Origin of the sequence: Tatumella citrea (genome assembly GCF_002163585.1) — a bacterium.
Classification (GTDB): Bacteria; Pseudomonadota; Gammaproteobacteria; order Enterobacterales; family Enterobacteriaceae; genus Tatumella; species Tatumella citrea.
Genome location: NZ_CP015579.1, coordinates 936,302 through 955,981 on the forward strand (window position 1 = coordinate 936,302; position 19,680 = coordinate 955,981).

The window sequence follows — 19,680 nt, forward strand, 5'->3', positions numbered from 1 at the left end:
GCTCAGGTAATACAGAGATAGTCCAATGTATTTGAAGCGTTAATCTCTAAATAGCTGCTTACATTTTGCGGACAACTGTTGCGTTTATGTTGTAGAGAGAAATACCGGAAACCTGGTAAATTAAACGTCCCAGAGGTATTGATGGGTGAACATCAACAGTTTTGATTACACCAACCTGCGCTGAAGCGCAGGTTTTTTTTGCCTCCGATTTCTCATTTCTTCTGTTGCCCTGATATGCTATCAATGTTCACTCTCATTAAAGATTACCAACTGATACACACTTTCGCTGTGATCCTGCGGGTAAATTCATTATAAGACTGTGTTAATACGCCTTATTATTCATAATTCAGCGGAATGTTATGCCCCGGATAAAGAAGATGCTGGGAAAAGACCAGATCAAAGCTACGTTTAACCCTTTTCGATTTCGCCTGGTGTGTCTTGGCGTCGTAGGTTGCCTGGTATTCCTGGTTCTGCGCGTAGGAGATTTGCAGTTACTGGATCATCCGATGCTGGAGAAAGAAGCTGACCAGCGTTCGTTACGTGAGGTCGTTTTGCCGACCAACCGTGGCACACTGCTGGACAGGAATGGTGACACCCTGGCACTGAGCGTGCCGTCCCGCGATATTATTGCCGATCCGCTTAAAGTGATGGAAGGCAACCCTAATTTTTACGATCCGAAATGGGCCTACCTGGCATCGGCACTGGATATGCGTCCGGAGCAGCTGGCGGCACAGATCACCGCCAATCCGAAGAAACGTTTTCTCTATCTGGGCCGGAAAATCGAGCTGGGTATTGCTAAAGATATCACCCAGTTGCATCTGGCGGGGATCTCTTCCGTTTATGATGACAGCCGTTTCTATCCGATGAGTGATGCGGCGGCGCCGCTGATTGGTATTGTCGGCGCTGATAACAGTGGCCTGAACGGTATCGAGAAGAGTTTCGATAAAATTTTGCAGGGCGAACCGGGCAAAGAGAAGTACCGCCAGGATCGCCACGGCAATATTATTTCGATGATTAGCTATCAGCCACCGACCCAGCCACCAACGGTACAGCTGAGTATTGATAAATTTATCCAGTACACCATGTACAGCAAACTGCGTGACGGTGTGATACAGAATAAAGCCGACTCTGGTGCGGCGGTGATGGTGCGGGTAGATACCGGGGAAATCCTCGGCATGGCCTCTTATCCGTCATATAACCCAAACAATTATGATGATGCAACGCCGGCACAGATGCGTAATGTCGCGATTAACGACAGTTTTGAGCCCGGCTCTACCGTCAAGCCGCTGGTGGTGATGGAAGGATTGCAGCGTCATCTGGTGCGGCCCGATTCGGTGCTTGATACCACGCCTTACCGGGTGGACGGGCATCTGATTCGTGACGTCGGACACTGGCCACGACTGACCATGACCGGCATATTGCAGAAGTCGAGTGATATCGGGGTATCCCACATTGCGCTGGCGATGCCGGCAGAAGTGTTGGTAAATACTTACCGCTCCTTTGGCTTAGGCAGACCGACGGATCTGGGTCTGACCGGGGAAAGTACCGGTTACTTCCCGCTGCATCGTCAGCGCTGGGCGGACATCGAACGCGCGACCTTCGCCTTTGGTTATGGTTTACGTTTGACCCCGCTGCAGATTGCCCGTGAATATGCGACTCTGGGATCATTTGGTATTTATCGTCCGTTATCCATCACTAAAGTGACTCCGCCGGTAGAAGGGACACGGGTTGCTGATGAAGATGTGGTGCGTAGTGTCGTGCATATGATGGAAAGTGATGCCTTACCTGGCGGCTCAGGGGTACGTGCTGCAGTTCCCGGATACCGTCTGGCGATTAAAACCGGTACCGCCGAAAAAATGGGCAGTAGTGGTAAGTATGATGGCGGCTATATCAACTATACCGCCGGGGTTGCTCCGGCCAGTCATCCGGTGGTCGCGCTGGTGATAATGATTAACCATCCGACAGCGGGTGCTCACTTCGGTGGTTCGGTGGCCGCGCCGGTTTTCGGTAATATCATCGGCCCGGTGCTGAAGTATATGAACATCGCCCCGGATGCTCTCTACAGTACCAATGCCAGTCTGCCACCGGGAACTGATACCTCCACTCCGCCCGATTAATTACCCGACTCCGGCAGACCGTGGCAGTGGGAGAGTCCTCCCGCCACGCTCTGCCGAAACCAGCGCTTCTCTTTCTCTGACAGGGCATTAGCGATACAGACGGGCTTCGCCGTTGTCTGTCCCTGAGGCAGCCACCGGTTATCTGTATTCAGGCCAAAGCGCGGCTTATTGGCGCCAGCCGGGAATTTTATGGATAAATGATAATTATTCGTAATTATCATTGGCTGTTTCCCCTGCCTTACATTATATTTTGAAGCGTTTTACCTGTCAGGATCGACACGGTTTAACGAAATTCTTACGTTTTGGCGGTGGAAAAATAGCGGCTCTGTTGTCAATAATAGTCAGAGTTCATTTTTTCATATCACTGCACAAAGATTACTTCTGTCTGGTGTATCCACTTTCTCTGATAATCACGAAATCTGATGACTAATAACCTAAAGAAACCTGTTCGAACTCACTGGCTGAGATGGCTGTTGTTAATTATCTTGTGTGCGATTATTGGCGGAGTGGTATGGCGGGTGTGGTTTTCCGGCGGTCCGGCGGGGGGCTTTGCCGGTCCTGGTGGTCCCGGGGGGCCTGGCGGTCATGCCCGCGGTGGTCGTGGTGGAGAAATGCATAACCAGCAAGGGAAACGTGGTGGGGGGCGTTGGGGCGCTATGGCAGGAGGCGCAGGCGCGGCAACTATCGTGCATGCCGGCGTTGCCAGTCAGGCCGATGTTCCTGTCTACCTGAGTGCTCCGGGTACCGTAATCCCCAATGCCAGCGTAACAGTGACCAGCCGGGTCGACGGACAGCTGGAAAAAGTCTATTTCACCGAAGGGCAGATGGTGAAAGCAGGTCAGTTGCTGGCTCAAATCGATGACCGGACCTACCAGGCTACTCTGGCACAGTATCAGGGAGCACTGGCTCAGAATCAGGCGTTACTCACCAGCGCCCGGTTAACCCTGGCCCGTTATCGCAAATTGTTTGCCGAAGATTCACTCTCCCGTCAGGACCTGGAAACCCAGGAAGCGACTGCGGGGCAGTACGCCGGAGCTGTGAAAGAAGACCAGGCACAAATCGACAGTGCTAAAGTCAGTATCGACTATGCACGAATTACCGCGCCGGTCAGTGGCCGCGTTGGGTTACGGCTGGTAGACCCGGGGAACATGGTACAGAGTTCGTCCACTACCGGTATTGTGACTATTACCCAGATGCAGCCTGCTGCAGTCACATTCAGTGTGCCGCAGAGCAATATCCCGACACTGATCAAAGCCCTGCATCATGGTGAGGCGTTACCGGCAACAGCTTTTGATCAGAACAACACCACGGTACTGGCACAGGGTGAGGTGCGCTTTATCAGTAACAGCATTGATACCAGCACCGGCAGTATTGAAATGAAAGCCACCTTTGCTAACAAAGATGAATCGCTGTATGCCAACCAGTTTGTGAATCTGCGTCTGCAAACCAATGTACTGAAAAACGCCACTGTAGTGCCGGTGCAGGCCGTGCAACTGAGCAGCGATGGCAGTTTTGTATTTGTGATTAATGCTGACAACACTGTCACCCGTAAATCCATTACTGCTGGCCCGGCCTTTGGCACCGATAAGCAGGTGGTACTGAGCGGAGTGAATCCGGGTGACCGTCTGGTGACCGATGGTATCGACCGCCTGACGACCGGCGCAAAAGTGTCAGTCGCGACTGATAGCACTGTGACCACTACTACCACCGACAGCGCCGCATCTGCAGCTGATACTAAAGACAGTACGCAGGCAAGCCATTAATGAATCCGTCCCGGCTATTTATTCAGCGTCCCGTCGCCACCATCCTGCTGATGGTGGGGATTCTGTTATCAGGTATCTTCGCTTACCGTTTCCTGTCGGTATCAGCGTTGCCGGAGGTCGATTATCCGACCATTCAGGTCACGACACTTTATCCCGGTGCCAGCCCGAGTGTGATGTCAACCTCGGTGACCTCACCTCTGGAACGTAACCTCGGTGAGATGGCCGGGCTGAGTCAGATGACTTCTGACAGTTCCGGCGGTTCATCCATTATTACCCTGCGTTTTGATCTGGATCTCTCCCTGGATGTTGCGGAGCAGGAAGTTCAGGCAGCAATTAATACAGCAACCAGCCTGCTGCCGGATGATTTGCCGAACCCGCCGACTTATAAAAAGGTGAACCCGGCAGATACGGCAGTTATTACTCTGTCGGCCACCGCCGATAACCTGCCGCTCACCCGGATTCAGGATTTAGTCAATACCCGCGTGGCTCTTAAGCTGTCACAGATAAGCGGGGTAGGGATGGTAACGTTAGCCGGAGGAAACCAGCCGGCTATTCGCGTACAGCTTAATCCGCAGGCGCTGGCCGCCCACAATCTGACGCTGGAGGATGTGAATACCCTAATCTCCAACAGTAACGTTAATGGTTCGAAAGGCGGATTTGACGGCAAATATCACTCAGTAACTATTGATGCCAATGATCAGCTGAAAACCCCGGAAGAGTACGGCAATCTGATTCTGACCTGGCAAAATGGCTCAGCCTTGCGTCTGAAAGATATTGCCACTATTACCCAGGGTGCAGAAAACCGTTTCCAGTCCGCGTGGGCAAACAAGAAGCCAGCGATCATCATCAGTGTGCAGCGTCAGCCCGGAGCTAACGTAATACAGGTGGTTGACGGCATTAAAGCACAGTTGCCAAAATTACAGGCGGCCTTACCGGACGGGGTTAAACTGACGGTCGTTTCTGACCGTACTCAGACTATCCGTGCTTCCATCGAAGATGTGCAGTTCGAACTGTTACTGTCGATTGCACTGGTAGTGATGGTGACCTTCCTGTTCCTGCGTAATATTGCGGCAACACTGATTCCGAGTGTCGCAGTCCCTCTGTCGCTGGTGGGTACGTTTGGTGTGATGTATCTGCTGGATTTCAGCCTGAATAACCTGTCACTGATGGCGCTGACCATTGCCACCGGCTTTGTTATTGATGATGCCATTGTGGTGGTGGAAAATATTTCGCGACGGCTGGAGGACGGAGAATCGCCGATGCAGGCGGCCCTGAAAGGTTCGCAGCAAATCGGTTTTACCCTGATATCCCTGACATTCTCACTGATTGCCGTACTGATCCCGCTGTTGTTTATGGGGGACGTGGTCGGCCGACTGTTCCGTGAATTTGCGATTACCCTGGCGGTATCAATACTGGTCTCGCTGGTGGTCTCTTTGACGCTGACCCCGATGCTCAGTGCTTATCTGCTACGCCATATCCCGAAAGAGAAACAGTCCCGCTTCTCCCGTAAAGGCGAGGAGGTGTTTGAAAAAATCATCCGGGGTTATGATCGCCTGCTGACGATTGTACTTAACCATCAGAAAATAACTCTGCTGGTGGCGCTGGCGACATTTGCACTGACGGCACTGCTCTATCTGGCTGTCCCGAAAGGTTTCTTCCCGCAACAGGATACCGGGCTGATTCAGGGAGTCACTGTCGCCTCTCAGGATGTTTCATTCCAGGAAATGTCCAGACGCCAGCAGGAACTGGCGGATGTGGTGCTGCAAAACCCGTCGGTAGAGTCGCTGACTTCGACTATCGGGATTGACGGTTCCAATACCAGTCTTAACAGTGGCCGGCTGCAGATAAACCTGAAACCTTTCTCTGAACGTAGTGATACAGGCGCTGAAATTGTTAAGCAGCTGCAGCAGGCTGCGCTGAAGGTTCCGGGAATTAAGCTGTATATGCAGCAGGCACAGGATCTGACCGTAGATGACCAGGTCACTCCGAGTCAGTATCAGTTCACCCTGGCATCGCTCGACAGTGAAGATCTGGTGAACTATACCCCGAAACTGATTGCTGCCCTGTCCAAACGACCGGAATTTAACAGTGTGGTCAGTAATCTTCAGGATCAGGGGCGTATTGCGTTTGTTGACCTGGATCGCGATAAAGCCGCCCGTCTGGGGATCACCGCCTCGGATGTCGATACGGCTCTGTACAACGCCTTCGGTCAGCGACTGGTATCGACCATCTTTACCCAGTCAAATCAGTATCGTGTGGTGCTGGAAGTGGCTCCTCAGTATCAGGAGAGTCCGCAGTCACTGAATGATATCTATCTGCAATCTTCGGTCACTAACGGTACTTCAGGGTCAACTTCAGGCAGCAGTTCGTCTACGTCGACCACAGACAGTAACAGCAGCTCAGGTAGCAGTACCTCATCTGATTCCACGACCACTACCACCACCGGTATGGTGAAACTGACTTCGATTGCGACTATCCATCAGCAGCTGGGTTCACTGATGAATATGCGACTTAACCAGTATCCGGCGGTGATGCTGTCGTTTAACCTCAACCATGGCTATTCGATTGAACAGGCACAGAAAGTTATCAGTGAAGTCAGCAAACAACTGGAGATGCCATCTTCGATAACGATGGAGTACCAGGGGGAGGCTTCGGCGTTCCAGGCGGCCACCGGTAATACTCTGTGGCTGATCCTTGCGGCGCTGCTGACTATGTATCTGGTGCTGGGGATCCTCTATGAGAGCTTTATTCACCCGGTGACTATTCTGTCTACTCTGCCATCAGCGGCGATTGGTGCTTTGCTGGCACTGTTGCTGACCGGTAATGAGTTCAGCCTGATAGCGCTGATCGGGGTGATCCTGTTAATCGGTATCGTGAAAAAGAATGCGATCATGATGATCGACTTCGCGCTGGAAGCCGAAAACAAACAGCATATGTCCCCTCGTGATGCTATTCATCAGGCGTGTCTGTTACGTTTCAGACCGATTCTGATGACCACAATGGCGGCCTTGCTCGGTGCATTGCCATTGATGCTGGCGACCGGCTCAGGATCTGAATTGCGTGAACCTCTGGGGTTGGTAATTGTTGGCGGACTGATTGTCAGCCAGGTGCTGACCCTGTTTTCCACTCCGGTCATTTATCTGTGGTTCGACGGAATTTCTCAGCGTGGTAAGCGTTATATGAAGCGTAAACGCAACCCGCGGGGGGCATCATGAATATCACCCGGCTGTTTATTTTCCGGCCGGTTGCTACTCTGTTGCTGACCATGGCGATACTGTTGCTCGGAGCACTGGGTTACCGGCTGCTGCCGGTCGCCCCGTTACCGCAGGTGGATTTTCCGACCATTATGGTCAGCGCCAGCCTGCCTGGCGCCAGCCCGGAAACGATGGCGGCGACCGTTGCGACTCCTCTGGAACGTGCACTGGGGGAAATTGCCGGGGTCAGCGAAATGACTTCCAGCAGTTCGCAAAGTTCGACCACCATTATTTTGCAGTTTGATCTCAGCCGCGATATCAACGGTGCCGCCCGCGATGTACAGGCAGCGATTAACGCTGCCCGCAGCCTGCTGCCAAGCAGTATGCCGTCGCTACCGACCTATCGTAAGGCCAACCCGTCTGATGCGCCGATAGTGATGATAGCGCTGACATCGCCAAACCGTACGGCCGGTGAACTGTATGATATTGCCGAAAGTAAAGTGGAGCAGGTACTGGCGCAGGTTAACGGGGTGGGTGCGGTCACCTTGTTTGGTAGTGCGTTACCGGCAGTGCGTATCGATCTGCAACCGGCGAAACTGACCCAGTATGGCATTTCGCTGGATACGGTACGTGCGGCAGTCGCCGACAGCACCTCTAACCTGCCAAAAGGTGTTTTGCAGGGCGACAAACTCTCCTGGTCTATCGACAGTAACAGTCAGCTGGAAAGTGCTGCCTATTACCGCAACCTGATTGTGGTGTATCAGAATGGCAAAGCCGTGCGGCTGAGCGATGTGGCGACGGTCTATGACAATGTGCAGGATAAATTCAATGCCGGTTTCCTGAACGGCAGTCCGGCAGTGATGCTGGGGGTTACCCGCCAGGCCGGGGCCAACATGCTGCAAACCATCGACGCGATTAAAGCACAGCTCCCGGCGTTAGAAGCCTCTATCCCGGCGGATACCGCCCTGAAACTGGTGGTCGACCGTTCGCCGCTGGTGCGTGCCTCACTGTATGACACTGAAGAGACTTTGCTGGTCGCCGTATTGCTGGTGATTGCCGTGGTGTTTGTTTTCCTGCGTAACTGGCAGGCCGTGCTGATCCCGGCGGTAGCGCTACCGGTATCGCTGATTGGCACCTGTATGGTGATGTATCTGCTGGGGTACAGCCTGGATAACCTGTCACTGATGGCACTGATAGTGGCAACCGGATTTGTGGTCGATGATGCCATTGTGGTGCTGGAAAATATCATGCGCCATATTGAGTCCGGGCTTGGGCCGGTTCGGGCATCGGTGCGTGGTGCCAGAGAGGTGAGTTTCACTGTACTTTCAATGACGGTCTCCCTGATAGCCGTGTTTATCCCTATCCTGTTGATGGGCAGTATTGTCGGACGGTTGTTCCGTGAATTTGCGGTCACACTGACTATCTCGCTGGTCATTTCGATGGTGGTGTCGCTGAGTCTGACCCCGATGTTATGTGCCCGGCTGTTGAAACGTCATCCCCCGGTCACAAAGCGCCCGCATCCACTGTTTCGCTGGATAGAAACTCAGTTAAATCGTTTGCTCAGCGCCTATACCGATGGGTTGAGCTGGGTAATGGCACACCAGAAACTGACCATGTTCAGCCTGCTGCTGACCATCCTGTTGAATCTTTTCCTCTATTCAGTGGTTCAGAAAGGGTTCTTTCCTAACCAGGATACCGGGCTGCTGATGGGGGCGGTACGTGCTGATCAGAATATCTCATTCCAGGCGATGCTGCCGAAAGTGAAGGAGTTTACCAAAATTATTCGTTCTGACCCGGCGGTGGATTCAGTGATGTCATCGATGGGGGGCGGTATGTTTGGTTCAAGGAACTCGGCAAGCTTCTTTATCCGTCTGAAAGATTTCAGTCAGCGCTCTGCGACCGCCACCGAAGTTGCGAACCGGCTGACCATGAAGGGCAGCCATGTGGCAGGTGCACAGATGTTTCTGATGGCAGCTCAGGATATTCATATTGGCGGACGCAGTGCTAACGCAACCTATCAGTTCAGCCTGCAGGCTGATGACCTGGATCTGCTAAGGGTCTGGACTCCGAAAGTGGAAGCAGCACTCAGTGCCATTCCGCAGCTGACCAGTGTTGATTCAGATTCACAAACCGGCGGTCAGGAAGTAATGATTGATATCGACCGCGACCGGGCTACCCGGTTAGGGGTGAATGTGAATATGTTAGATACCTTGCTGAACAACTCGTTTAGCCAGCGGCAGATTGCCACTATCTACAAAACACTTAACCAGTACCATGTGGTGATGATGCTGCAAAGCAGTGATACTGAAGACCCGACCGAACTTCAGCATCTGTATGTCATCAATAACAGTGGTGCACGGATACCTCTTTCTGCCTTTGCCAGCTTCAGGGGCGGCAATGCGCCGTTGTCGGTTGCGCATCAGGGGCAGTCAGCCACCAGTACCATCGCCTTTAACCTGGCAGATGGTGTATCGCTGGAACAGGCTCAGCAACTGATAAGCCAGGCGATGGCGAAGATTGCGCTGCCGGATACTATCTCAGCCGGCTTCCAGGGAACGGCGAAAGCCTTTACCGAGCTGACGGCGACCATGCCATGGCTGATTGCCGCAGCACTGCTGGCGGTCTATATCGTGCTTGGGATGTTGTATGAAAGCTATATCCATCCGCTGACCATACTTTCGACACTGCCTTCTGCTGGTGTGGGGGCCTTGCTGTTGCTGATTCTGACCAATACCCAGTTGACGGTTATTGCGTTGATTGGGATTGTGTTGCTGATAGGTATTGTCAAAAAGAATGCGATTATGATGATCGATTTCGCGCTGGATGCTGAGCGCAGACAGGGACTGACGCCACAACAGGCGATTACTCAGGCCTGTATTCATCGTTTCAGACCGATCATGATGACGACCCTGGCGGCATTCTTCGGCGCACTGCCTCTGGCTCTGGGCCACGGTGGTGATGCTGATTTGCGCAGCCCGTTAGGTCTGGCGATTGCCGGCGGACTGGCGCTCAGCCAGTTACTGACTCTCTTTACCACCCCGGTGGTGTATTTGTGGCTGGACCGGTTGAGCCGCGCCACTAAACGACAATGGCACCGTGTCCGGGCCCCAGGATCCTGATTGATGAAATTCACGAAAAAATTGACACCAGTCTGTCTGGCATTACTTCTCAGCGGTTGTATGGTGGGGCCGGACTACCATCGTCCGTCGGCGGATATTCCGTTGCAATATAAAGAAGCGAAGGGCTGGCAACAGGCACGGCCGGGTGACTCACTGCCTAAAGGGGAATGGTGGCAGGTCTACAATGATCCGGTGCTGAACCAGCTGATGCCACAAGTGGTGATTTCCAACCAGAATATTGCTATGTACCTGGCACAGTACCGTGAAGCGCAGGCTCTGGCAGCACAGTCGAAAGCTGCGCTGTTTCCGACGGTATCTGGCAGTGCCAGTTCTACCCGCAGTGCCAGCCACAGTAATGGCAGCAATCCGGTGCAGACCATCTCCAACAGCCATACGGCAGAGCTGTCGGCCAGCTGGGAACTGGATCTGTGGGGCAAGTTACGGCGTACCCTGGAAGAGAACCGTGCAACAGCATCGGCCAGTGCTGCTGAGCTGGCGAACGCCACCCTTAGTGCTCAGTCTGAACTGGCGCAGGACTATTTCCAGATTCGCTTTATGGATCAGCGTATTGCCCTCTACCAGCAGAGTATTGATGCCTATACCCGTTATTTAAGGGTCATTAACAATAAATATCAGGCTGGTGATGAAGATCGCGGGACACTGGCACAGGCACAAAATCAGCTGGCGAGTACCCGTGCAACGGCTCTGGATTACCAGTGGCAGCGTGCCCAACTGGAACATGCCATTGCCTTGTTACTGGGCAAAACACCGTCTGAATTTTCACTGGCAGTGGCTCCTGTGCCAGGGACTTTGCCGCCCATCCCGCAAGCTATTCCTGGCAGTCTGCTTCAGCGCCGTCCGGATATTGCCTATGCCGAACGTAATGTAGCTGCTGCCAATGCGGCAGTGGGCGTAGCGATTGCCGGTTATTATCCTGATCTCAGTATCAGTGCGACTGGCGGTTTCAGCTCATCGGTGTTGCATAACCTGTTCTCACTGCCGGAAAGGGTCTGGTCACTGGGACCGGAGCTAAGTGGCACGGTACTGGATTTCGGCGCCACCTCTGCCAAAGTGGAACAGGCAAGAGCTTCTTATGATGCCAGTGTTGCCACTTACCGTCAGACAGTACTGACAGCTATCCAGGGCGTTGAGGACAATCTTGTCGAACTGAATACCCTGAAAGACGAAATTGCAGCCCGGGAGGAGGCCACCACTGCGGCGGTTGAGTCTGCCCGGGTGACCCGTAATCAGTATGATGCCGGAATGATTGATTATCTGGATGTCGCAACCACCGAAAATACCAGTCTCAGCTCCCGCCAGAGCCTGCTCTCGCTGCAGAGCACCCAGTGGGTCACCAGTGTTGCGCTGATAGCCGCGTTGGGTGGTGGCTGGGACAGTTCACAGCTGCCCGACGCTCCGGCCGCCAGCGGTCAGTAATCCCCCGTATTTCCCTGCCAGTTCCAGGCTTCTGAATATTCAGGGGCCTGTGACTGAGTGTATTTTGTACAAAAGTTAAAGGCATTTTATGCCAGGGAATTGTGTCAGGCGACACAAACGTGTTTAATCCGACATATTACTATCTGAAAGCTAAGGAGAGTGGATGTTTAGCTTATTGCGCGGACTTTGCCGGCTATTGTGGCGCATCCGGGTTCAGGGAGACTTATCGGCGCTGAATAATGGCAAGGTGTTGCTTACGCCTAACCATGTCTCTTTCCTTGATGGTTTACTGCTGGCGCTGTTTTTGCCGGTAAAGCCGGTATTTGCGGTGTGGTCCGGATTATCGGATAAATGGTATATGAAAGCCGTGCAGTCACTGGTGGAAGTGGTGACGCTCGACCCATTAAAGCCAATGTCAGTCAAACATCTGATCCGGATTGTGGAGCAGGGGCGGCCGGTGGTGATTTTTCCGGAAGGCCGGATTTCGGTGACCGGCTCGCTAATGAAAGTCTACAGTGGTGCCGGGTTTGTGGCGGCCAAAAGTGGTGCCAGAGTGGTGCCGGTGCGGATTGAAGGTGCTGAATACAGCTGGTTCGCCCGCAAAAGTGGCGAAATAAAACGCCGTGCTTTTCCTCAAATTTCTCTGCATATTCTGCCGGCTACCGTCATACCGATGCCGACGGCGCCATCTGCACGTCAGCGACGTGCTCAGGCGGGTGAACACCTGCAACATATTATGATGGAAGCCCGCATGGCGGTGCGCCCACGCCAGACCCTGTTCGATGCTTATCTTAGCGCGGCCAAACGCTATGGCTGGCGTCGTGCCTGTATCGAAGATGTGCAGTTTTCTCCCGACAGTTATCGGGGACTGCTGAAAAAAATTCTCGGCGTTGCCCGGTTGCTGGATAAATATTGCCCCCCGACGGCGACACCTGGTCTGTTACTGCCAAATACCTCAATTACTCCTGCGGTTATTTTAGGCGCGATTCTGCGTGGTCGTGTCCCGGCAATGCTCAACTACTCGGCGGGCGTTAAAGGGTTACAGGTGGCGGTGACTGCGGCGAAAATCACCACGATTTTTACCTCACGACAGTTCCTGGATAAAGGAAAACTCTGGTATCTGACTGAAGGTATTACCGGGGTCAACTGGGTTTATCTTGAAGATTTAAAACCGGCGCTGCAGTTGCGCGATAAACTGTGGATACTCTGGCATTTAGTCGTACCACATAAAGCTCAGTTGCCACAGCAGCCGGAAGACGCGGCAATGATTCTGTTCACATCCGGTTCCGAGGGAAATCCCAAAGGGGTCGTTCACAGCCATAAAAGCTTACTCGCCAATGTGGAACAGATTCGTACTGTAGCGGACTTTCGCCCGGGCGATCGCTTTATGTCCTCTCTGCCACTGTTTCATGCTTTTGGGCTGACCGTGGGACTGTTTACACCTTTGTTTACCGGAGCCGAAACGTTCCTTTATCCCAGCCCGCTGCACTACCGGATTATTCCCGAACTGGTCTACGACCGGAACTGCACGGTGCTGTTTGGTACACCGGCGTTTCTGGCTCGCTATGCGCAGTATGCTCATCCCTATGATTTCGCCCGGGTACGTTATGTGGTGGCCGGTGCAGAGAAGTTGCGTGACTCAACCCGTGATCTCTATATGGAAAAATTTGGGCTGCGTATTCTGGAGGGATACGGGGCGACCGAATGTGCGCCGGTATTATCAATCAATGTGCCTCTGGCCGCCCGGTTTAACACCGTGGGGCGTATCCTTCCGGCAATGGATTACCGGCTGATCTCTGTGCCGGGCATTGAAAATGGCGGGCGCTTGCAGGTAAGTGGCCCTAATCTGATGAAAGGGTATTTGCGGCTGGAAGCCCCTGGCGTGATTGAGCCGCCGGTAGCAGATAATGGCGAAGGGGTGAGTGAAGCAGGATGGTATGACACTGGCGATATTGTCAGTTTTGACAGCGAAGGTTTCTGCCAGATTCAGGGACGGGTGAAACGCTTTGCCAAACTGGCGGGTGAAATGGTTTCCCTGGAAATCCCTGAAATGGTCGCTTTGCATGTTTCTGCTGATTTTCAGCATGCATCATCAGTTAAATCTGATCCTCTACGCGGTGAAGCCCTGGTATTATTTACCACAGATCCGCATCTGAACCGGGAACGGCTAATCCAGGCCAGCCGTGAGTTGGGTTATAGCGAGCTGACCGTCCCACGGGATATCCGTTATTTGCCTCATTTACCGTTGCTGGGTAGCGGAAAACCTGATTACCAGCAACTGAAAGTGATGGCCGCAGACGCGGAACAGCAACCTGCCAGGAGTGATAATGAATGATTTGAGTTCAGGTCCTGCGCCCGAACGAGCCTCCGGGTTGCGTCCGGTACTGCTGGCTCAGTTTTTCTCTGCCTTTGGTGACAATGCCTTATTGTTCGCTACCCTGGCTGTATTAAAACGTGCCGACTATGCCGAATGGACCCAACCGGTGCTGCAGATGGTCTTTGTGGTGGCTTATGTATTACTGGCACCTTTTGTCGGCCAGTTTGCCGACAGTTTCCCGAAAGGCCGGGTGATGATGCTGGCCAACGGCTTGAAATTTATCGGCGCTGCGTTAATCGGAATTAATTTTAATCCGTTTGTTGGCTATGCATTAGTTGGAATCGGGGCGGCAGCTTACTCCCCGGCTAAATACGGAATACTTGGCGAGCTGATGAGCAAAGATCAGCTGATTCGTGGCAATGGCCTGATGGAGAGTTCCACCATTGCAGCCATCCTGCTGGGATCAGTGACCGGAGGTGTGCTGGCCGACTGGCATATTTCTACGGCGTTACTGGTCTGTGCTGTCATTTATGCGCTGGCCGTGCTGGCGAATATGTTGATTCCGTCATTACCGGCGGCCCAGCCTGGGAAAAACTGGCGCTGGCGGCAGATGGTCAGCCGTTTCCGCCAGGACGGACAGACGCTGTGGCAGGACCCTGAAACCCGCTTTTCACTCATCGGCACCAGTATGTTCTGGGGGGCCGGAGTCACGTTACGCTTTCTGCTGGTGCTGTGGGTGCCGGTGGCTTTGGGGATTGTTGATAATAAAACCCCGACAATACTGAATGCGATGGTCGCCATTGGTATTGTTGGCGGAGCATTGCTGGCGGAAAAACTGATATCTCTGAAGCATACCCGAAGATGTATGCCAGCCGGAATTCTGGTGGGGCTGGTGGTGGTAGCGTTCACCCTGACGCAGCATCTGTACAGTGGTGGTTTCTGGTTAATCGTGCTCGGTATTTGCGGCGGGCTGTTTGTTGTGCCGTTAAATGCCTTGCTGCAGGTGCGTGGTCAGGCTTCTGTGGGAGCAGGACCGGCAATAGCGGTGCAAAATCTGGGTGAAAATGTCGCCATGCTGGTGATGCTGGCTATTTACACGCTGGCCGTACGGCTTGGTGCTTCTGCGGTATTTACGGGGATTGCCTTTGGTACTCTGTTTGCACTGGCTATCGTCGGTTTATGGTTCTGGCAATGGACCCGGCAACGCCAGCATCCACGTCAGCAACAGCAGTAATCTGCCGCGGCACAAGCCGCGGCAACCAACAGCCCGTTATGGTGCCGGGTAGGTATAGCGACGATGAATCGCTTCCAGTTGCTGCATCAGTTCTTCATCCAGCGTCAGATTAAAACTATCAATATTAATCTTTAGCTGTTGCAGGGTAGTAGCGCCAAGCAACGTACTGGCGACAAAAGGTTGCTGGCGGACAAACGCCAGAGCCATCTGCGACGGGTCCAGTCCATGCTGTTGTGCCAGCGCAACATAAGCGGCTACAGCCCCGGCAGACTGTTCTCCGGAGTAACGGGTAAACCGGCTGAACAGGGTATTTCTGGCATTAGCAGGTTGCTGACCGTTCAGGTATTTACCGCTTAGTGTGCCGAACCCGAGTGATGAATAGGCGAGTAATTCCACCCCTTCATACTGGCTAATTTCTGCCAGCCCGACTTCAAAACTACGATTCAACAGGCTGTAGGGATTCTGGATGCTGACAATGCGTGGCAGTTCATGTTTTTCTGCCAGTTGCAGATAACGCATTACTCCCCAGGGGGTTTCATTCGACACTCCGATATATCTGATTTTCCCTGCCCGTACCTGCTCAGATAAGGCTTCCAGAGTTTCCAGCAGCGTTACCGGGACATTTTCTTCGGTGTACTGGTAACCCAGTTTGCCAAAAAAGTTCGCAGGACGTTGTGGCCAGTGGATCTGATATAAATCGAGGTAATCGGTATTTAGCCGTTGCAGGCTGGCATCCAGTGCTGCGCGGATATTTTTACGGTCAACCGCCTGGCCGGGGCGAATCTGCGCATTGTTGCCTCTGGCTGGCCCGGCAACTTTACTGGCCAGGATGATTTTGTCGCGGTTGCCAGTTTTTTTCAGCCAGCTGCCAATATATTTTTCGGTCAGCCCCTGAGTTTCCGGACGGGGAGGAACCGGATACATCTCGGCGGTATCTACCAGATTGATTCCCTGGCTGAGGGCATAATCTAATTGGGCATGTGCATCGGCTTCACTGTTTTGCTCGCCGAAGGTCATGGTACCCAGGCCCAGCTGACTCACTTCCAGCGAACTATGGGGAATGCGATGATAGAGCATAGCTGGTTTCCTTTTTGTCATGGTTGTCATGATGGGTAAGGGGAAATCTACACTGGCACCCGACGCAAGTCCAGACCAGCCAGAGTTCCCCCGTGTTTCACCGCCGTCAGCAGGCAGCGAAATCATCAGTGACTGATATTTCGGGTTCCTGACTTTTTGCTGTCAGAATACAGACAAACCACGTTGAGCCGGAAAAACGAATAAAACCCTTCTTACCGGGGAGCAGGATGATTAAACATATGGCAATACTGTGCCGCTATACCATTATGACTGTCTTATCAGACAGTCATAATTCAGGGCAGCAGTCTTTGGGGATAATTCGGGAGTTACAACTCAGCGTTCGATAATACCGGAGATTTCGTCCCCGTTAATCTGGATTTGATTACCCGCTTCATCAGTATATTGCACCAGACCGGTATCTTTATCTATTTTAGGTTTACCGTCGGTCATGATCATCCGACCATCTTTGGTTGCCATGACATAGTGGCTGCTGCAACCTGCTAAGAGTGCGCTTCCCAGCAAAATGCCACATAAGGCGGTTTTTCTCAGATTTTTCATTCTGTTCCCCGACAGTTTTATTATCATTACTCTTGGTATAAATGATTTATGCAGGGTAAACAAACCGGACAGGTCTGAATTGAGAAATAAACGGGTAAAAAGCGGTAACTAAATATGTACAGCGAACGATCCGGCAGAAAACAGCGGGTTTTTCTTCTGTTAACCGCCGGACACACTGTTATCCGGGAACTTAATGGGACTTTTTCTTACCCCGTAATAAATTGAGTAATTCGACACCCATTGAGAAGAACATCGCAAAGTAGATGTAGCCTTTCGGAACATGTATTGAAAAGCTTTCCAGCATCAGGGTAAAACCGACCAGAATCAAAAATGCCAGTGCCAGCATTTTTATTGTCTGATGACGTTCTACAAATTCCCCAATTGCTCTGGCAGCAAACATCATCATCATCACAGCAATCACCACGGCAGCCATCATAATAAACAGATGGTCTGATAATCCGACAGCAGTAATCACCGAATCCAGGCTAAAGATAATATCCAGCAGCATGATTTGGATAATTGCACCGATAAAGGAATGGACACGGCTTTGTGGTGCTTCCTCATCACCTTCGATCGTTTCATGGATCTCTTTCGCAGATTTCCAGATCAGAAATAAACCACCGGCCAGCAGGATCAGATCTCTGGCAGAAAAATCATGATTTAGCAGCGTAAACAGCGGAGTAGTCAGACGAACAACCCAGGCGATGGATGCCAGCAACGCCAGTCGCATCATCATTGCCGCCATCAGCCCTAAACGCCGGGCCCGGTTTTGCTGATGTTCCGGAAGTTTAGAAACAACCAGAGAAAGAAAAATAATATTGTCGATGCCAAGGACAACTTCAAGAACAATCAGTGTCCCTAGCGCCAGCCAGGCATTGGGGTCCGCAATCCACTCGAACATACTCACATTAATCCTAAACGAAAGCTAAACGAGGAGTATAACCGGGCTGCATTCTGTGACTAAAGTAAAAAATGACGGGCCAGCAGAGGGCCGGTAAATGTTTTTTTCAGATAGAAACCGCGCGGTAAGGTCATCACTGGTTGTCCTTGCGGGCCAATGCCCCCGGTCAGGGCTTTGCTGTTCGCTGCTTTAGGGCGAATTTGCAGGTACTGACCATGGCGTGCAGTGATTTTATCCACCTCACCCAACACAATCATATCCATCAGTTCCTCCCAGTCCGCCTGCAGCATTTTATCTTCCTGTTCTGAGGGGCTCCATAATAGCGGGCTACCAATTCTGCGCTGCTTCAGAGGAATGGTACGGGTACCTTCCACCGGAATCCACAATACGCGCGACAGCTTATGCCGAAGATGGCTGTGTTGCCAGTCAACGCCACTGTTACCTGTCAGCGGGGCAACGCAAACAAAAGTGGTTTCCAGTGGGCGACCAAGCTGGTCCACCGGGATGGTTTTCAGCTCAATTCCCAGATGAGCAAAATCCTGCTCGGCTTTACTACCGGCACTGGCACCCAGATGAAGTTCGATTAATGTGCCTATCCAGCCTTTATCACGCCTCAGATCTGCCGGGACACGAATAGCCAGTGAAGCAGCCAGTTCTTCCAGCGTCTGGCCTGCCAGCGCATAAGCCCGTTGCATCAGCGCCTGCTCATTTTCCGGAACTCCGTATGGGGAGGAAGGGTAGTTCATAAAACTCCTGAGGCTGGTTAAAAAGTACCCGGCTTTAATTTGTGAATCATTCACAGGCAAAATTGCAGGGGATAAACCAGATAATAGCATGATTAACCGTGTTTTTTTATCCGGATATTTGTGTGACAAGCATCATGTGCCGGGGTTTATACCCCGTTGTCATCAATAATAAACAGGATTATACGCCCTGTTATCCACAGAAAAATGGGATAACTGTGAATTAAGCGGACTACTGGTTCGATTTACAGCCTTGACTTTGCCAGCAAGTGCCATTTTTTTGCTCTCGTGGACAACATATCACCATAAACTGTGGATAAAAATGTCGGTGGCTAAAATTTGCTCAGTGAGTTAAGTGCTCTTTATACCGGATAAGTTTTTTGCCATTTTTTAACCGAAATATCATTTTTAACTTATTGTTATATATGGTTTATATTTTTATATTTTCATGAGGTAAGTTGCATTTCTCTACTGTATTATTCAGGGAATTCCCGCGTTCTTCACAAAGCTATCCACAGAAAAGGTGCATAAAATTGCCCGTTAATGGCTTCCTCTGTTTATAACTTGGCGAAAAATTGTGAGTTATCCCGGAATTATTATACTGAAAGCCCATCAGCCAATGGTTTACCGCCTGTAAGGAGTATGAAACAATCAGGCTATCTGAAGATAGCTTTGAGGTAGTCTGGTGATCGATGATGATGGCTACCGCCCGAATGTTGGGATTGTGATCTGTAACAGGCAAGGACAGGTTCTGTGGGCCAGGCGGTTTGGACAACATTCCTGGCAGTTTCCTCAGGGAGGAATCAACCCTGGTGAAACCCCGGAACAGGCGATGTATCGCGAATTGTTCGAAGAAGTCGGGTTGCATCGTAAAGATGTACGCATTATCGCCTCGACCCGTAACTGGCTACGTTACAAGTTGCCCAAACGTTTGGTGCGTTGGGATACCCGGCCGGTGTGTATCGGCCAGAAACAAAAATGGTTTCTGTTACAGCTGCAAAGTCATGATGGCGCCATCAATGTACAGGGAAGCAGTACGCCCGAATTTGATGGCTGGCGCTGGGTAAGTTTCTGGTATCCGGTCCGGCAGGTTGTTTCTTTCAAACGGGATGTTTATCGCCGTGTGATGAAGGAGTTTGCTACTGTCGTGATGTCTGTCGCGGAAAATTCACTGCAACGCAGTCAACCCTCAGGCAGAAGAAAAAGAGGATAGAGCATGC

The 19,680-nt window shown here is 51.9% G+C and carries 13 protein-coding genes; 8 read left to right on the forward strand and 5 right to left on the reverse strand.

What is annotated here, in order from left to right; genetic code table 11:
- Window positions 1-359 precede the first annotated feature (359 nt).
- The gene (locus tag A7K98_RS04460; protein ID WP_087487492.1) at window positions 360-2,117 is read left to right on the forward strand and encodes a penicillin-binding transpeptidase domain-containing protein; all 1,758 of its coding nucleotides are present in this window, start codon (window positions 360-362) and stop codon (window positions 2,115-2,117) included.
- Here the strand turns inward: A7K98_RS04460 and A7K98_RS04465 are convergent.
- The gene (locus A7K98_RS04465) at window positions 2,114-2,338 is read right to left on the reverse strand and encodes a hypothetical protein (protein ID WP_087487493.1); all 225 of its coding nucleotides are present in this window, start codon (window positions 2,336-2,338) and stop codon (window positions 2,114-2,116) included. The genes A7K98_RS04460 and A7K98_RS04465 overlap by 4 nt on opposite strands.
- Window positions 2,339-2,539: 201 nt before the next feature.
- On the opposite strand from A7K98_RS04465, the gene A7K98_RS04470 reads away from it, so the two are divergent.
- From A7K98_RS04470 to lplT, 6 genes are all read left to right on the forward strand, one after another.
- Complete coding sequence (locus A7K98_RS04470) at window positions 2,540-3,880, forward strand: MdtA/MuxA family multidrug efflux RND transporter periplasmic adaptor subunit (protein WP_087487494.1); 1,341 nt, start codon at window positions 2,540-2,542, stop codon at window positions 3,878-3,880.
- The gene (locus tag A7K98_RS04475) at window positions 3,880-7,095 is read left to right on the forward strand and encodes an efflux RND transporter permease subunit (RefSeq protein ID WP_087487495.1); all 3,216 of its coding nucleotides are present in this window, start codon (window positions 3,880-3,882) and stop codon (window positions 7,093-7,095) included. Before A7K98_RS04470 ends, A7K98_RS04475 begins: the two co-directional genes overlap by 1 nt.
- The gene (locus A7K98_RS04480) at window positions 7,092-10,193 is read left to right on the forward strand and encodes an efflux RND transporter permease subunit (protein WP_087487496.1); all 3,102 of its coding nucleotides are present in this window, start codon (window positions 7,092-7,094) and stop codon (window positions 10,191-10,193) included. Before A7K98_RS04475 ends, A7K98_RS04480 begins: the two co-directional genes overlap by 4 nt.
- A gap of 3 nt (window positions 10,194-10,196) precedes the next feature.
- A complete protein-coding gene (locus tag A7K98_RS04485) occupies window positions 10,197-11,630 on the forward strand; it encodes an efflux transporter outer membrane subunit (protein WP_087487497.1) in 1,434 nt (477 codons plus the stop codon).
- A 163-nt stretch (window positions 11,631-11,793) separates the two neighbouring features.
- Window positions 11,794-13,965 (forward strand): bifunctional acyl-ACP--phospholipid O-acyltransferase/long-chain-fatty-acid--ACP ligase, encoded by a 2,172-nt coding sequence (gene aas / locus A7K98_RS04490; RefSeq protein WP_087487498.1) that lies wholly within the window; start codon window positions 11,794-11,796, stop codon window positions 13,963-13,965.
- Window positions 13,958-15,181, forward strand: a complete 1,224-nt coding sequence (gene lplT / locus A7K98_RS04495; RefSeq protein WP_087487499.1) for a lysophospholipid transporter LplT — start codon at window positions 13,958-13,960, stop codon at window positions 15,179-15,181. Before aas ends, lplT begins: the two co-directional genes overlap by 8 nt.
- 36 nt (window positions 15,182-15,217) lie before the next feature.
- Here the strand turns inward: lplT and A7K98_RS04500 are convergent, their stop codons facing one another.
- From A7K98_RS04500 to mutH, 4 genes are all read right to left on the reverse strand, one after another.
- Window positions 15,218-16,258: an NADP(H)-dependent aldo-keto reductase gene (locus tag A7K98_RS04500; RefSeq protein WP_087487500.1), complete on the reverse strand. Its 1,041-nt coding sequence runs from the start codon at window positions 16,256-16,258 to the stop codon at window positions 15,218-15,220.
- Between the two features lie 333 nt (window positions 16,259-16,591).
- The gene (locus A7K98_RS04505) at window positions 16,592-16,816 is read right to left on the reverse strand and encodes a YgdI/YgdR family lipoprotein (protein ID WP_087487501.1); all 225 of its coding nucleotides are present in this window, start codon (window positions 16,814-16,816) and stop codon (window positions 16,592-16,594) included.
- A gap of 190 nt (window positions 16,817-17,006) precedes the next feature.
- The gene (locus tag A7K98_RS04510; protein WP_087487502.1) at window positions 17,007-17,717 is read right to left on the reverse strand and encodes a TerC family protein; all 711 of its coding nucleotides are present in this window, start codon (window positions 17,715-17,717) and stop codon (window positions 17,007-17,009) included.
- Window positions 17,718-17,776: 59 nt separating this feature from the next.
- Entirely contained in the window at window positions 17,777-18,463 is a 687-nt protein-coding gene (mutH, locus tag A7K98_RS04515; protein ID WP_087490359.1) for a DNA mismatch repair endonuclease MutH, read from the reverse strand.
- A 682-nt stretch (window positions 18,464-19,145) separates the two neighbouring features.
- Here mutH and rppH point away from each other — a divergent pair.
- Complete coding sequence (gene rppH / locus A7K98_RS04520) at window positions 19,146-19,673, forward strand: RNA pyrophosphohydrolase (protein WP_038018261.1); 528 nt, start codon at window positions 19,146-19,148, stop codon at window positions 19,671-19,673.
- Window positions 19,674-19,680: the final 7 nt, after the last annotated feature.

Bases quoted from the DNA above. Each gene is read 5' to 3' on its own strand.
- A7K98_RS04460 (WP_087487492.1), top strand. From the start codon at position 360: ATGCCCCGGATAAAGAAGATGCTGGGAAAAGACCAGATCAAAGCTACG.
- A7K98_RS04465 (WP_087487493.1), bottom strand. From the start codon at position 2,338: ATGATAATTACGAATAATTATCATTTATCCATAAAATTCCCGGCTGGC.
- A7K98_RS04470 (WP_087487494.1), top strand. From the start codon at position 2,540: ATGACTAATAACCTAAAGAAACCTGTTCGAACTCACTGGCTGAGATGG.
- A7K98_RS04475 (WP_087487495.1), top strand. From the start codon at position 3,880: ATGAATCCGTCCCGGCTATTTATTCAGCGTCCCGTCGCCACCATCCTG.
- A7K98_RS04480 (WP_087487496.1), top strand. From the start codon at position 7,092: ATGAATATCACCCGGCTGTTTATTTTCCGGCCGGTTGCTACTCTGTTG.
- A7K98_RS04485 (WP_087487497.1), top strand. From the start codon at position 10,197: ATGAAATTCACGAAAAAATTGACACCAGTCTGTCTGGCATTACTTCTC.
- aas (WP_087487498.1), top strand. From the start codon at position 11,794: ATGTTTAGCTTATTGCGCGGACTTTGCCGGCTATTGTGGCGCATCCGG.
- lplT (WP_087487499.1), top strand. From the start codon at position 13,958: ATGAATGATTTGAGTTCAGGTCCTGCGCCCGAACGAGCCTCCGGGTTG.
- A7K98_RS04500 (WP_087487500.1), bottom strand. From the start codon at position 16,258: ATGCTCTATCATCGCATTCCCCATAGTTCGCTGGAAGTGAGTCAGCTG.
- A7K98_RS04505 (WP_087487501.1), bottom strand. From the start codon at position 16,816: ATGAAAAATCTGAGAAAAACCGCCTTATGTGGCATTTTGCTGGGAAGC.
- A7K98_RS04510 (WP_087487502.1), bottom strand. From the start codon at position 17,717: ATGTTCGAGTGGATTGCGGACCCCAATGCCTGGCTGGCGCTAGGGACA.
- mutH (WP_087490359.1), bottom strand. From the start codon at position 18,463: ATGAACTACCCTTCCTCCCCATACGGAGTTCCGGAAAATGAGCAGGCG.